Here is a 15,389-nt window from a genome sequence, read left to right on the forward strand (position 1 = left end):
AAAAATTCCCTCTGGGTGTCGCCCCTGCTTTTGCAGGGATGACACCATAAGGGGTTTATATCTTAGCTTGACAGCCATGTGCTTTCGTAGGAGTGACACATCAGAGGTTTCATCTTTGATGTGGGCAGAAAACACTTTCGGACAACTCTTAAAACGAACCATTCCCACCACACAATTGGAAAATAGGCAAATACCCACTACCTGTACTTCCGGAAATGACATTATTTTTGTTCATACAAATCAAATCAATGCTCTGTGGCCACCATGCAACGATTTCATCACTCTCGCGATCGATAATTACCGTGCGTAGATTCGTAGAGGAAGCAAGATAACGTACATCGTCATCCAATACATGATCGATATGAATTTTGCCATACATTTCCTTCATGCATTCTAGGGTTTGCACATTCCATATTTTGACCATGCCATCCCAGCCCCACGAAGCAAGACGTTGTCCATCTTTGCTGTAGCGTACACTGGAGATATTGCGTCTGTGACCAGCAATGTTGTGAAGACACTTGCCATTTTCGGTATCCCATATACACAAACGGCAATCTTCCGAAGCAGAGACGAGATGCTTTCCATCGGGACTATAGTCAATATCTCTCACCCATTTTTTATGTTCATGTAGCACAAATAAACACTCACCAGAATCGCGATTCCAAATGCGAACGCGACTGTCTTTACTGCACGAAGCAATTTGCTGATTCGCAGGGTGAAATATAACTTTTTGTACCCAATCTTCATGACCTACGTATTTTTGTATACACTCTCCGCTCGCGATATCCCACAAACATATTGTCTTATCTCGGCTCGCGGAAAGAACTAGTTTTTCTTCTTTGTCTACGCAAATGTGCGTGATACCGCTTTTGTGTTTTGTGCGAATAGAGCGATGTTCATCATCACTCCATATATAGATGTGGCGATCATTACCTGCAGCGAGTATTTTCTGCGAATTTGGTGCGTATGCCAACGTATTAATACGTCCCTCTCCACCACAGAAACTGGTCACGAGTTCCCCAGTTTCTTTCCACAACTTTACACTGCGGTCCCACGAAGCCGAGATGAAGTGCTGCGATTTTTGCCAACTGATTTCACATATTTTATCTTGGTGTTCATCATTTTGCTCGATAACAGCTTTTTGTTCCAGATTCCATAGACAAACGGATTTGTCCTTTGAACACGAAGCAAGATACTTTCCCCTAGGAGAAAAATCGACACCGTGCAAACGCGATTGATGCCCTTGTAATACGCTCAAACATTTTCCGCTGGCAAAATCCCAAACGCGTATGTGTTTATCTTCACCACCAGAAGCAATCAGTGTTCCGCAAGGAGAAACATCCACAGCGTTTACGCCACCAACGGTATGGCCAAGTAATACTTTTTCGCACTCATTGGTGTCCAGATTCCATATGCGAACCGATTTATCTCTCGAACTAGAAATGACTTTGTTTTGCGTAGGATGAAATACCACACTCCACACTTCCGCATCGTGTTGAAACTTCGCAACTTGCTGCTTGCTTTCCAAATCCCAAATACGTACACTTGCGTCTCTTGATCCCGACGCTAAAAATTTTCCATTTGGATGAAAAGCCACACTTTTTATCCAATCTTCATGTCCATGCAAGCTAGCGACTTTTTCATGTGAAGAGATACGTCTTATGGTAATGGAATTGTCTTCTCGACCACCACATGCCCAAAATTCGCCATTTACATCAAGGCATTCTAGTTTATCGAGATTTTCCTCAATAGTGTGACAGCACTCACCACTTTTAAAATCCCAAACCTTAACGCAACCATCGCGACTTGTCGAGATGACATAGTCACCGTCGCAAGTGTAACGCGCTTTAGTAACGCCGGCTTGATGACCACGCAAGACTTGAAAACACTCTCCAGTCGCCACATCCCACACGCGTATTTTCATATCGTATAATCCACCGGTGGATACCATGGTTTCCCCATCCGGCGAAAAAGTCACATCGTGGATTCTTCCGAAGTGAAAACGCAAGTTCTTTTCTAAAGGAGAATGTAAAAGATTTTGCGGTGGCTTTAAACTACGAATCCAGTAGTGCGGTGTTTTTTCTTTCTCTTCGCGCCATGCTTCAACGAATAAGTGAATGGCACTTTGCTTTTCTGTCCAATAGCCAAGATTCCATGCTGTTTGGAAAAGCGATTGCGGATTACGGCGTAAAAAAGGTAGTTGTGACTGGATAATACGATATAAATCAGAGATTAGGTTCAAGTTAGAACACAAAGAAAATTTGTTTTGTACTTCTATATCGCTGGGGACAGGTACTGATTTTTCAAACAAAACACGTTTTAAATCTTCAGCCAAATCTTCCATCATCTTTGCTTTCTTTTCGAGAAAAGAAATATCCGTCAACATTTCAATAAGAGTTGTATACTCCTCCCCCCACTGCAACTGATATGGCAACTCGTACTGTGTTCGTTCGTAATCAAATCCTTTGTGTTGTAAATATTCAGAGAGAAATTGATGATAGAAACGTAACTTTGCTTTCCCCAAACGCATTTTTACTGTACGTTCAAATTCAGGATGAAAAAAAGTAAACAAATGGTTACGCCTCGTGATAAAGTTTGCCAAGGACTTTTGAATGACAAGAACAAGATCCCCGCCGACCATTTCATCGCCTTTTTTCCATGACAAAATTTCTTCAATTTCATTTTCGGAAAGACCAGAACGACTTGCCGCAATACATCCGAGGTAACGTTCGATTAAATTCTCGCCATATTTTTTCTCTAATCGCAACAAAACTTGCTCAAATAATTTGTCAATGCTTTCTGCCAGTTGTCCTACCGCCATACCAGAAGACAACATTTCATCGAAAGCCACTTTTAAAAACAGAGGACTTCCCGCTGCGCGTTTTTTGAGAATGGCCTTATCCGCGTAATCCAATTCACAACTGTGGTTTTCTTCGTAGTATTTGATCAGCGCTTCGATTTCTTCTTCTTGAAGAGGGGGAAGGTCAATTGTCTTCAGGTTGGTTATTTGTGAAATTTTTGGCCACGGTTCTACAGGACGCGTCGTCAAAATAACGCGTATATTCTGTGGCAAATTACGTGGAAGCCAGTTAAGTTCAAGAGCTCTGCCTTGTCCTTCGTCAAGGCCATCAATACATAGAACTACTTTGTTTTTTGTCGTCTCTAATGCATTCGCAATCGTTCCACGTAAGTCATCTTCGCTAAAGTCTTCGTCTAAGATCTGTAATTTTTGTAACTGTTCGCCAATACTTTCCAGTATTTTGTTCACCTGTGCGGTGCTCGTTCCCCCCATACTCATGTAATGCCATACAACTTTAGCTTCTTTTTCTAAAAGTTCATGGATAAAATACGCCAACAGTGCCGACTTTCCCGTTCCAGCAACGGCACAAACGCACATGTAGTTATGCGCATCTTCACTCTCTACGAAGTCGCGTAACTGCTGCAAATACGCTTCACGACCCACAAAACCTTTGACTTTCTCATTGATGATGTCTACGCGCGAATCCGCCATAGACGAAACTTGAAAACTCATCTGTTGTGGATAATCGCGCTCCAAACGCGCCTCTAACTCACTCTCGATTACCTGTAAAATGGTTTCGCTAGATATATAGGGAAAAGCCTCTTCACCCTCGTCGCGCAATTTTTGCTTTAATTTTTTCATGGATTGTAAATCTTCGGCAAGTTCATCGACATCGTCGCGTTCTCGGTCTTCGAGAAGATAGAAACGTTTATCGCGATCTATTTTTTCCTGTGAATGGCGAATTTCCATTTCGGTAATCGATAAACGTTCTATGTTCTCTTGCCCCGCAACGTTTTTTTCGGGACGCCAACCATAACGATGGCCTAAAATTCCAACAAAATACTGGCATTCATCTATCTTTTCCAAACACCAGCCTACCAGATCTTCTTCGTCGTGTTTTTGCCGCCAACGTAAATCATAAGGAACAATCGCTATCTTGCGTTCGTAAAATTTTTGCTGCAAATTGCGAAAAATTTGAGCCAGTTTGTCTCTCTCCAACTCCAAATCTTTAAATGTAGAGCTGATAAAAATCTTCACGGTCTTCCACACGTACATACAAGCGCAACCTTTCTAGGGTACTTTCCAAGGATACAAAAGTGAGTACAACTTTATTAATCTATTACGTAGTTTTGTTTTTTGCAAAGTTATTTTATGAAATTTTCCCAATGCACCGTGTGAAAGAAAGCACTTGCGAAAAACACATTTACCGCCTATAATAAAAAAAACTTGCGATAAACTTTCTAACCGATAAATACAGGAATACAACCATGGTTAACGAATTTAAAATTGCCCAAAAAGCAATAGAGATCGGATTAATTTCAAAGAGTCAATTAGACGAATGTCTAAAGATACAAGAAGACATCGGTTCTCTGGGAATGGACCAAAAAACTCTGAAAGAAATCCTTGTATCCAAGCAGTACATCTCTCAAGAAAATTGGCAAGAGACTGCAAATAACATAATGGAATTTGATGGAAATCCTTTCAACGACTCTACTCATAAAACAGTAAAGTTAGGCGAATCAGACGAAACAGTGCCTTCAATAGAAAGAGAGATAATTCCCACAAAAAATGTTCCTGTAATTGATGGTTATGATATTGTCGAAGAAATCGGTAAAGGTGCCATGGGAAGTGTATATCGCGGTATACAAGTTTCGATGGAACGTCCCGTTGCTATTAAGGTTCTGGAAAAGAAACTCAGCAAGGATAAAAACCTAGTGGATCGTTTCACTTTAGAAGCGCGTACCACAGCTCGTTTAAGTCATGACAACATCATTGGTGGTATTGATGCCGGAAAAACCAAAGATGGCATTCACTACTTTGTCATGGAGTTTATCGAAGGGCAATCCATCGGTGACCTACTAGATGCAGAAGGTAAATTGGAAGTAGAAGAGGCAGCTAATATTGTATTGCAAATAGCGGACGCTCTAGATTATGCCCACCAAGAAGGCATTATTCACCGTGACATTAAACCAGACAATGTCATCCTAACAGAAGAAGGTATTCCCAAACTATGTGACCTCGGATTAGTAAGAGATTTTGGAAATGATAGTCGCCTCACCATGGAAGGACATGCGTTAGGTACTCCTCACTATATATCTCCAGAACAAGCACGCGGTCTTCGCGACAGCATTGATCACCGCTCTGACATATATTCCCTTGGGGCAAGTTTCTATCACATGATCACAGGTAGCCCACCTTTTCCACAAAAAAATCCGGCAGTGGTTTGTGCGATGCATGCCACAAAACCATTCCCACATCCGCATTCTATCGATGAGAGTATTCCACAACAAGTATGTAAAATCATAGAGCGCTGTACGCAGAAAAAACAAAACAAGCGCTACCAATCCTGCGCAGAAATCGTAAACGATTTGCGTCAATTCCTTGATGGCTATACACCTTTCCAGGGCGATATAGAAAGCGAAGGAGACAACTACGACGATTACGATGATTATGACGATTACGATGAAACAGAAAAACCCTTGGAATTTGTCGATGAACCACAACAACAACAGCGTTCTGGCAGAGCGAGACGACGCGCGGTTTACCGCCCTGTTCCCGTACGTCAAGTTGTTGCTGCCAAAAGCTATTCAACGTCGTCCATTGTCGTTGCAGTTCTCTCGGTACTTATTTTATTTGCTGGTACCGGCTACTTTATTTACGCATACTTCATTGCCGACAAAGGCAAAAAACCACCACAAAAAAATACCAATCCCGTTACGCAAAAAGACGACTTTGAAAAAATCAAAGCCGCCATTGTTGTGTCTTTGCCAAACACCAGTGTCATAGATCTCAATAACCGCGAAGTTGTAAAAGAGGAACAAAGCAAATACGCCGATCTCAAAAAAGAATATAAGACAAAAATAGAAAAAGATGAGAAACTACAGCCTTACAAGAAGCGTATTTTAAGCCTAATTGATGACGAAGAAAAAAAATTCGTAAATAACCTCAAGATCGAATCGCAAAAACACTATGAAAAAATAATGAAGGATGTCAAAAAAGCCGAAGAGCGTTGGGAACGCAAAGATGAAAATGATCCTTCGATCGATTTGAAAACGGCTTACGATCTTTTGGAGTCTTTTCCCAAGGGGCTGGATGAAACAGAAAAAGGCAAAGAAATTCTACAAAAGAAAGACAACATATTATATGTTCTCAACCAAGAACTACAACGCGATGAAAAAAGAGCCAAAATCTTACGTCGAAAAGAAAAGTATCCGCAAGCACAAAAGATCTATAACAAAATGTTGCTGTTCGCTCCTGATGCCGACAAACTGCGTTTAAAATCAGCATTACAACAAACAAAAAACGAATACAAAAAACTACAAAGACGCGTGCTAAAAAAAGAAGGAGCCGCATTTCGCGCCGGAATCGATCGTCCACTACTAAAAGGCATTGACTCCTATGGTCAAGCAGAAGAACATTGCAAAAGTTACCAAGATAAACCGGGTTTTGAGAGCATTGTAGAAAAAGAGTTACAAAAACTACGCTATTACACCGAAGTGGCCAAACAGTTAAAAAATAAAAAACTGTTAAAAGAGCTCGATAATGGTAAAAGCGCATTGCGCAAAATGCGTATAGATGTCAATGACTCCAGCCTATGGGCACTTGCCGTTGCGGTCATTCCTTACGGTTATGTACGCGAATCTTATGAGATTTTAAGTAAAAATCCATACAATAACAAAATATATACCGACTATCTTTCGGAAAAGATTGCCAATCAAGATACAGAGATCCTGTATAAAAAGGCTTCCAAAGCCCTAAAGAACGATCTAAAAAAGGCCTTTTCCTACATAAGTAAACTACAATCGCGCAAGTACAAAAAAACCACTTATTACAAGAAAAACGCCAAGAAAATTAATCGTCTACAAAAAAATGTAGAGTCTAGCTACTTAAAAAAGTATGCGATAGAACTTTATTTTGCCAATCCATTCACCAAGCTAGACCACAAAACCATGGAGTTTACCGTTGACTATGCATTTGATAGTAACAAGCATTTACAAGATTTCTTCGGTACCACGCAAAAACAACTGTGCGGCATTAAAGACTTACAACTGCACAGTTTTGCCAATCAAACCAAAGATGTTTTTGAGATTTATTGGAAAGGTAAAGTACGTGGAAATATCAATGTAGAAGTTTTCGTTACACCTAACGATGACGAAACGAGTAACATAGGATTGTGCTTTTTCAAAAAATCGGAAGATTTAATCGCACTGGATAAACACCTATTGTTTGTGAACTACTCTGCAAAGCAACTCGTAACACATGAAATCAACAACAAAGTAAGTAATGCCATTTCTTACCAAGCGCAAATTAAGCAAATTCCTAAAGAAAGAGATATGGCTGTTCTCGGTTATGTAGACGGAAAAGCCGCTTATCTACGTTTTAAACAAAAGTACAACGAAATTCCCATCAAGAAAATTAATTTGCGTAAAGTGGTGAATCAAAAAGAAATAAAGTTGTCTGTAGAAGTAAAGAAGAACTACATATATGCCTATGCTGCTGATCGCAAAACCAGAACAGATAAAATTCGCAGCACCAAGGGTTATGTGGGCCTTTACTCCAATTCACGAGCGCTATTTTCCAAGTTCAGATTGACAGGAACGCTCGATGAAGGCTGGGTAAAAGAGATATCGAAAAATGTACAACGCAATAGTAAGCAGTATTTACAAATTGCCCGAAAAAGAGGCAATAACGAATAGTACACCAAGTACAACATAAAATAGGGCGCAAATTGCGCCCTATTTTTTATGGAGCCTAGTAAAAAAATGGATAGGTTGGAATCTCTACGTAGTCAAATAGAAAAAGTCAACGGCGATATCTTAGGTCTTTTGAATCAAAGAATTGCACTTAGCCTACAAATAGCAGATATCAAAAAGCAACAAGGTGTAGAGTTTTTTGATCCCGCGCGTGAAAAACACATGTTAGATCATCTAAAAGAACATAACGACGGACCTCTATCCGCCCAAATGCTCGAACAAATTTTTCGCGAAATTTTTCATGTATCACGCACATGTATGCAAAAAAAGTTTGAGTAGTCTTTACCAGTAAATTTTTTTCGTCTTTCAAGTGTACGACAGTTATTTTTTTTATGTGAATACAAATATTTTTGTTATCATAGTGTAAATATAATTTTAAAGTAACAAAACCGCTTTTTTGAAAAATAATTGAAATATGTCTGATAAAAATAAAAAAGAATTTCACCGTACAAAAAGAATGCCTGTTATACAAAGAAGTAGTACCACAAGCTCAAAAAATGAAATAGCTTCCATCAAGCAAAACAATGAAATCATGCCAGGCTACTACCTAGAGTGTTTTCCTGCCCCACGTGTCAAACTAAACAAACTCGAAGAATTTGTCATCGGACGTGAAAGCAGTTGCAACTTATCCCTAAACTCAGAGGATGTGTCACGCCAACATGCTGTCATCAAATGGAACATTGAAGAAGATAGCTACATCATTACCGATTTGCAAAGTGTCAATGGCCTATTGGTGAACGGTGTATACTGCACCACCACCGCCCTAAAAGACAGAGATATTATCCAGATAGGCGAACATAAAATTTATTTTTATCACATCAGTCTTGTCACCCCAACCAAGATATACCCAGGATTGCAGTCAAAACAAGTCACGGTGCGCAAAACACGCGAAGCCACCTTTGGCCAAGTGGAAAACTTATTCAAAGGAGACTTAAAGGTTATTGACTTAGGTAGCGTTTTGCAGATGGTCGCTTCTAAAAAGAAAACGGGTTATGTGCAGGTTACGGAAAAAGAAATACGCGCCTTTATCTACTTTGAAAGAGGGATTGTTGTCCATAGCCAAGTAACTGATATAAAAGGCGAAGATGCTTTTTTTATCATTATGGGGTGTGAGAATGGTAAGTTTGTGTTTGTCCCAGACAAACAAGCTCCTGAGCAAACCATGAACGATGATGTGGAATACTTACTTCTACAATTCGCCCAAAGCGAGGATGAATCGCAACGTGATTCCAACTAAGCGCGTAACCTAGCAAACAAGATTATTTTAAATAAAATATTTTTTATTCATCACCTTTCGCAATGTTATTGCCAATACATCATTGAAAAGTCAACAATAACTATTTGAGATAGAGGTGATGTATGAATATCAAGCACTACACTCCACAACAACAAATGCATGTCTCCGGTAAAACACATGTCGTGGGCTTACAGGCCGTTTTCTTACTAGTAGCTTACACTTGCGTAGCATGCCTATTTCTTTCGACAATTACTCCGCCGCACTTTTTGTACTGGATCGCCACTTGTGTTTACTTAGGTATACACGCTTTGGTATTCCGCAGCACCACCTCCATACATTTGATGGGGCTCATCGTCATGGCATTCTGGTTTTGGTATTTCCCGATTGTAGGTCTATCTGGGTCACAACATCAGGCAATATCTACGGTAGGTCTTATCGTTGGTCCCAGTATTGCGGCGTACATTGCCGATAAATTTGCCTGGCAACCCTATGTTTGTGATGCGCAAATTAACGCGCAACAAATTACACTCATTATTCAACAAACACGAAAAAAAATCCAGTCACATGTCATAGAGGTCTCAAATTTAAACGGATTTACCGTTACAGAAAAATCACACCGTCTGTTATGGACGATTGATTTTCATTTACAAGACACGACAATTTCCACACAGTGGAAAATAAAAACAATCTGCAATCGCGATCAACTCTTGGAATTTGCCAAAAACTTGGCAGGAATTTGCGGATGCGAACAATTGGCGATCAAACACAATACACATAAAACAATGGTCGTCAATTTTTATAGGCAGCAGGATTATATAGAAAATGTTGGTACAAAAGCTGTTCAAAGCCTCAACGAAATTGTATGCGAAGAACTCAATCCACAACTCCATGAGTTCGCGAATAATCAACTTCACTATCAACCGCAAAAGCAGCTCACCATCGCATATCGTTACCCATGGCAAAACATGGCCCCGACATTTATCGCTACGCTACTCGTAAGTGCTATCATCGGCCCCGTGATTTTCTTATTGTTTCCTATTTTGCTAGATTATTTTCAAAGACCAGTGCTTGCGGTAGTTATTATGGGTGGTGCCCTTTATATTCTATGGCAGTGGCTTATCAGTAAACGCTTCACCAAAACAATATGGAATTTTGATTTTGCACGCAAAAAACTATACCTGGAGTGCGCAAATCACAAACAAACTTTTGACACATCAAAAATTCGTACTGTAAGAGTACAACATTTAGACAGACTTTTGCTACAGCGCCGTTCAAACAAATACTACAGTAAAGCCGAAGTTGTCATCGAAGGAATCACCCCACAACCTGTGGTGATTGCGCAAACACCTCATGTCATCACAAAAATACCCAATTTGACAAAAAGCGAAGAGGTGTATAAAAATAGTGAGCGCTTGTACAATCACGCTTTAAGCCTTGCAAATACGTTAGCAAAATCATTATCAATACCGGTCGATTATCGCGAAGTCAAAGACATTCAAGAACAACACTGTTTCGCAGATATAATGAAAATGCTCTACAAAGAGAAAATAACGACATGGAATATGCACTTAAAAATTTGGCAGGTAATTTCTTATGGACTCAAAGGTGTTTTGTATGCGATGATTTTGGCCATGGTTGGCGCTGTGGCGATGGTATTCTTCTTTGTATAGAAATTTGGACAGGGTAGTCTATCCTGTCTACAGAAAGAAAAACAGCAAATAGATAATTCCTACAAAGATCGCCACGATAAAGGCATCTAAAAAGAGTAAAGCATGAAAACCAATCTCTTTGCCCAACAATACTTGAGGTCTGACAACACGTAGGAAAAAGCGATACCAAACTTTACTCTGCTGATCTTGTTTGTGAATTTCGGCTTTAATTTGCGACTGCAAACTTAAATCTTTTGCTGATATGTTGCTATAAGATTTTTTAGACGACTCTGTTTTGGCTGGTTTTTTATTGTTTTGCACAACGCGAGAGTCAATTTTTTGCAAAGCATTGTCAATCGCCTTGATGAAGTCTGCCGCACAAGAAAAGCGTTCGCGACGATCTTTACGCAGAGACTTATTCACCAAAGAATTCACACCACGCGAAATTTTGGGATTCAGTTTTGTCATCGCCTGTGGTTTTTGCGTCATAATCGCCATCACAATGTCACGCACCGATTTTCCATTAAAAGGACACGCTCCCGTGATCATTTCGTAGAGAATAATTCCCACAGAAAATAGATCGCTGCGATGGTCGACACTTTCTCCTCCGGCCTGTTCGGGAGACATATATTTTGGAGTACCTATTATCCGATCCCCTGTCATCTCCGCATCTTCACAAGAGATGGACTTTGCAATCCCAAAATCTAAAACCAACGCGTGATCGCGTCCCAAACGTTTCTCGATTAAAATATTCGCTGGTTTTAAATCGCGGTGAATGATACTCTTTTCATGAGCAATTTTAAGGGCACTCAAAACTTGTCGTGCAATATTCAGGGCTCTTTTTTCTTCGAGGACACCTTGTTGCACAATGAGTTTCTCTAGAGAGATCCCATCCGAGAGGTCCATCGTAAAATATTGAAGACCCTCCTTGGTTTCTCCATAATCGCGAATTTGCAATGCATGTTCATGGATGAATTCCATTGCCATTTTTACTTCACTGATAAACCGCTTTTGCGTCTCAGGATTACGGCGGCCATGTGAATTTAGCACTTTAAAGGCAATATCTTTTCCAAGAAGCAAGTGCTGTGCACGATAAACGCTTCCCACTCCTCCTTTTCCTAGCAAGCATTCAATATGATATTTGTCGTTGATCACGTCTCCCACACGTAGTTTGTCATATGGTCTGTGCGCAGCATTGCGAACCACAGGTTTTTTTTCAGTCGTCTCCTGTGGCATGGTCATTGTACTGGCAGAGTGGACTTGTTGTTCATTGACAAGATGAGAGCACATTTTGTCATAAACATCTTTAGTGATCAGTTTATTCTCATATAAATCTTTGAGTTCTTGTAGTTTTGCCTTCAATTCATTCATATAATCCACTTTCTTGACAAACAACTCGTCATTTTGTCGCGCTAAATAATCTGGGTATGTTTTATTTTATTTTATTTGACTTTTTTTTCAAATAATTAAACCATAGCGGACGACAACTTTATCTCAAATTTGCAAATTTGTCGTTCGTCGCCACGAATGGATGAATATCCTGCGAAAACTTTTTCGTTTGTTGTTATAAAAAACCAATTTATAATAGGTCTAAATTACAAAAACAACGGTCAAAAAATGACCATCTAATTCATCAGAAATAGCAGGAAAATATCATGCATACAACTATCATTCATGAAAAACGCGAACACCGCAAAAAGCTCATGAAAAGCTTGCGCATTGTTTTCATGCCACTTGCATTTCTCATACAATGCATTTTTTTTATTCCGCGACTTTTGGGTCTAGAATATTTTTTGATCTACCTACCATTTCGCGCGGTTTCTACGATAGCACATGCGAAAATAAACTGTAGACTCCAAGACTACACTCCCAAAAAGCATGATGTTTTTATATGTTCTTACTTTAAGAGCGGTACAAATTGGACAATGCACATTGCCCAACAAATTGCTCACCGTGGTCAAGCGGAATTCGACCACATCCATAATGTGATTCCTTGGCCAGACTCTCCTATTCCCCATTATAGTATTTCACTAGAAGATCCTTTTGACTCCCCTACCAACTTGCGGGTTATTAAAACGCATCTACAAGCGAAAAACATGCCCTATAACAACGAAGCGACATATATATGCGTCGTTCGTGATCCCAAAGACGTCTTTGTGTCCAGTTACTTTTTTGTGCGCTCATTGTTTTTTGGAAAACTGATGCCACTCCCAAAAACATGGCTAAAAACATACATGGGAAAATACGCTTTACATGGTCCTTGGGCGGAATTTACCGCGGGATATTGGGAGTGGCGTCATAGGAAAAATGTGCTGTTTATTACCTTCGAAGAAATGAAGGACGATTTACCTGAAGCGATACGTAAAATCGCGACAGTAATGGGGGTGGAGTTAAACGAAGAGCAGTTTGCCAATGTTGCACATCGTAGTTCGTATAAGTACATGAAATCCATTGACCATAAATTTTACCCTGGGCCGCTTACTCCGTTTGCTCTGACACAAGGAAGTATGATTCGCAGCGGCAAAAAAAATAATTCGCAAGAACTCATTTCTACAAAAGAGCAAAAACAAATAGATGACTACTGTCGTCAACATTTGCAAGAATTGAACTGCGATTTTCCTTATGAGAATTATATTTTGCAATAGAACATGTCATCAATAATTGATGTCCCCCTAAATTTTACTGCGATTCTTTGACAAATTTGTTATTTTCAATAATAGAGTTGTGTTTCTATTCTGAATAATTCAAAGCGTTTTGCGATTAGGTGTCATAATGTACAGGAGAAAAAAATGGCAAAAAACAAACGAAAAAAAAAGTCGTCGAACAAAAAATCCTCTAAGAAGCATTTACCAAAGAAAAAACCAAACACTCTAGGGTTTTGTGTGGCATTTATCGCATGGCTTGCGTTTTTTGCAACAGGTGTGTTTTGTGTCTACAAGGTAGGAGAAATGCTTTATGAACAGCATGTTTCTTTTGTGATGGAAAACCAAGTAACCGTTACGATTACCAAAACGCAAATCAAAGAGACATATCCACTAAACAAATTTGGCCAGGAAGACAAAAACAACCCTTCTTATTCTCCGGAAGTTCAGTACAGTTATGAAGAAAATGGCCAAACCTACACGAGTAAACGCCTACTACCTGATACCGAAACAATGGATATGCCACGACGTATGGTCGAAAAAGTCATTGATCAATTTCCCGTTGGGGAATCTTTTAGTGCGTATCGTTCTGCGCAAGATCCGCAAAAAACGTTCTTATTGAAAGTCGTCAATCCCTACCCTTACATTTTTTGGCTGTCTCTACTACTACCTTTTCACCTAGTCATTCTATTTTTATTTCCCATTTTGGCAATACGTTGGCCACAATGCAATGAGTTTAGTGCCACACGTCGTGCGAAGCTAACACGATTTACCCTCACTTTTGTTTGGTATTTCTCAGGTATTGTTGTCGCCGCTTATGAGTGTTATCTCACCGCGTTTTCTCCATACTCTGATTTGCAGGCAGCACTGTCGCGACTATCTGTTTTATCTATCCTTATGTTGATGGTTTTCATTCCGTGGCTACGGTTTATATTGCAAACCGACAAAGATTAAGATTATATTAATGACATAACTCGATATTTGCGATTCGTGATCGAATATGGAACCTCAAATATCCAAAATGTACCTTTTGTTGTTAGGGCATGTTATGTCTCAGGAATAGGTCTGGTTTGTTCATTACAACAATAAGTACACCGTTGTTTGTCAATAGCGATTCCAGGTTTGATGTGAATCTGATTTTCGCAAACATCACATGGTTTGGTAACGAACTGCCCTACCCCACAAATAAGTGATGTTGGTTTCACCACATCTCGCGATAATTGGTATGTTTGTTGACAGCCTTTGCACTTTTTTTTCTTGCCGATAGGTTTTAGGCTGTGCTTAATGCGTGTAGGTCTTTGACAGTGAGGACACGCAAAGGCGATGTTGACAACATCTACGTCAAAGTATTGCTGAATAGTACAATTGGCGTTTTTAACGGGAATTTGTAATACTTTAACGAGATCATGAATCATTTGCTGCTCTTCTAGTTGAAATCGTCCGTCGGCACTGGCGACCTCCATTGCCGATTGTAGCACTTTCATTTTCCCCTGAAGATTTAGCGACGGATAAATATCGCTCAAGTAATCTCGTAATTTTTTTTGCTGCATCGCCATTTCAATACCGCTGCGTTTTATATTTTGCGCTTGCAAATCTTCACCTGTCAACTGTTTGTATACAAGCATGATATGCTGCACTTCACTTTCTTCGATCACTCTGTCAGCCGTCATAATCAAAAACATTACATTTTTGATTGCTTGCTTGTACTGTGCTTCAAATACCTGCTCTTCGACCTCTTCACTCACTTTTTTTTCTTGCCTTTTCGCAAGAGCCAAAACACTCTTTTTAAAAGTTCCCTTACATGATTGACACTCCACATAATTGCCCGCCGTTCCTTTGGGGATCACAGGGATAACATGTACGGAAACGTAGCGTTCCACTTTTACCAGCTTATACTTGCATTTTTCTTTGCATGTTGGACATAAAAAACGACCACGTTTTATGGTTCTTTCCACACCTCTTGTTCTAATCATAGCTGTTTCCCACTAAAAAAGCTTGTGACTTAATTCAATATTTTATTCTATGATGAAACTATGGTAATGTAAATACATTTAGATATTTATCGCCATAGCAAGTTTAGAAGATCGT

At 39.7% G+C, this 15,389-nt stretch carries 9 protein-coding genes; 6 read left to right on the forward strand and 3 right to left on the reverse strand.

Annotated features, from left to right (window positions below):
- Positions 1–148 precede the first annotated feature (148 nt).
- A complete protein-coding gene (locus tag UABAM_RS09020) occupies positions 149–4,057 on the reverse strand; it encodes a WD40 domain-containing protein (protein ID WP_229759373.1) in 3,909 nt (1,302 codons plus the stop codon).
- 230 nt (positions 4,058–4,287) lie between these two features.
- Between UABAM_RS09020 and UABAM_RS09025 the strand changes: the two genes are divergently transcribed.
- From UABAM_RS09025 to UABAM_RS09040, 4 genes are all read left to right on the forward strand, one after another.
- Entirely contained in the window at positions 4,288–7,716 is a 3,429-nt protein-coding gene (locus tag UABAM_RS09025; RefSeq protein ID WP_151967674.1) for a serine/threonine protein kinase, read from the forward strand.
- 66 nt (positions 7,717–7,782) lie between these two features.
- Positions 7,783–8,052, forward strand: coding sequence for a chorismate mutase (locus UABAM_RS09030; protein WP_173013220.1), 270 nt, complete (start codon positions 7,783–7,785; stop codon positions 8,050–8,052).
- Between the two features lie 136 nt (positions 8,053–8,188).
- Entirely contained in the window at positions 8,189–9,010 is an 822-nt protein-coding gene (locus tag UABAM_RS09035) for an FHA domain-containing protein (protein ID WP_151967676.1), read from the forward strand.
- 122 nt (positions 9,011–9,132) lie between these two features.
- The gene (locus tag UABAM_RS09040; protein ID WP_151967677.1) at positions 9,133–10,680 is read left to right on the forward strand and encodes a hypothetical protein; all 1,548 of its coding nucleotides are present in this window, start codon (positions 9,133–9,135) and stop codon (positions 10,678–10,680) included.
- A gap of 27 nt (positions 10,681–10,707) precedes the next feature.
- On the opposite strand, the gene UABAM_RS09045 is transcribed toward UABAM_RS09040, so the two are convergent.
- The gene (locus UABAM_RS09045; RefSeq protein WP_151967678.1) at positions 10,708–12,030 is read right to left on the reverse strand and encodes a serine/threonine protein kinase; all 1,323 of its coding nucleotides are present in this window, start codon (positions 12,028–12,030) and stop codon (positions 10,708–10,710) included.
- 284 nt (positions 12,031–12,314) lie between these two features.
- On the opposite strand from UABAM_RS09045, the gene UABAM_RS09050 reads away from it, so the two are divergent.
- Positions 12,315–13,304 carry a sulfotransferase domain-containing protein gene (locus UABAM_RS09050; protein ID WP_151967679.1) on the forward strand — a complete coding sequence of 330 codons (990 nt, stop codon included), beginning with the start codon at positions 12,315–12,317 and terminating at the stop codon, positions 13,302–13,304.
- 144 nt (positions 13,305–13,448) lie between these two features.
- Positions 13,449–14,255: a DUF3592 domain-containing protein gene (locus UABAM_RS09055; RefSeq protein WP_151967680.1), complete on the forward strand. Its 807-nt coding sequence runs from the start codon at positions 13,449–13,451 to the stop codon at positions 14,253–14,255.
- A 92-nt stretch (positions 14,256–14,347) separates the two neighbouring features.
- On the opposite strand, the gene UABAM_RS09060 is transcribed toward UABAM_RS09055, so the two are convergent.
- Positions 14,348–15,274, reverse strand: coding sequence for a TerB family tellurite resistance protein (locus tag UABAM_RS09060; protein ID WP_151967681.1), 927 nt, complete (start codon positions 15,272–15,274; stop codon positions 14,348–14,350).
- Positions 15,275–15,389: the final 115 nt, after the last annotated feature.

The organism is Candidatus Uabimicrobium amorphum, assembly GCF_009002475.1.
GTDB lineage: Bacteria > Planctomycetota > Uabimicrobiia > Uabimicrobiales > Uabimicrobiaceae > Uabimicrobium > Uabimicrobium amorphum.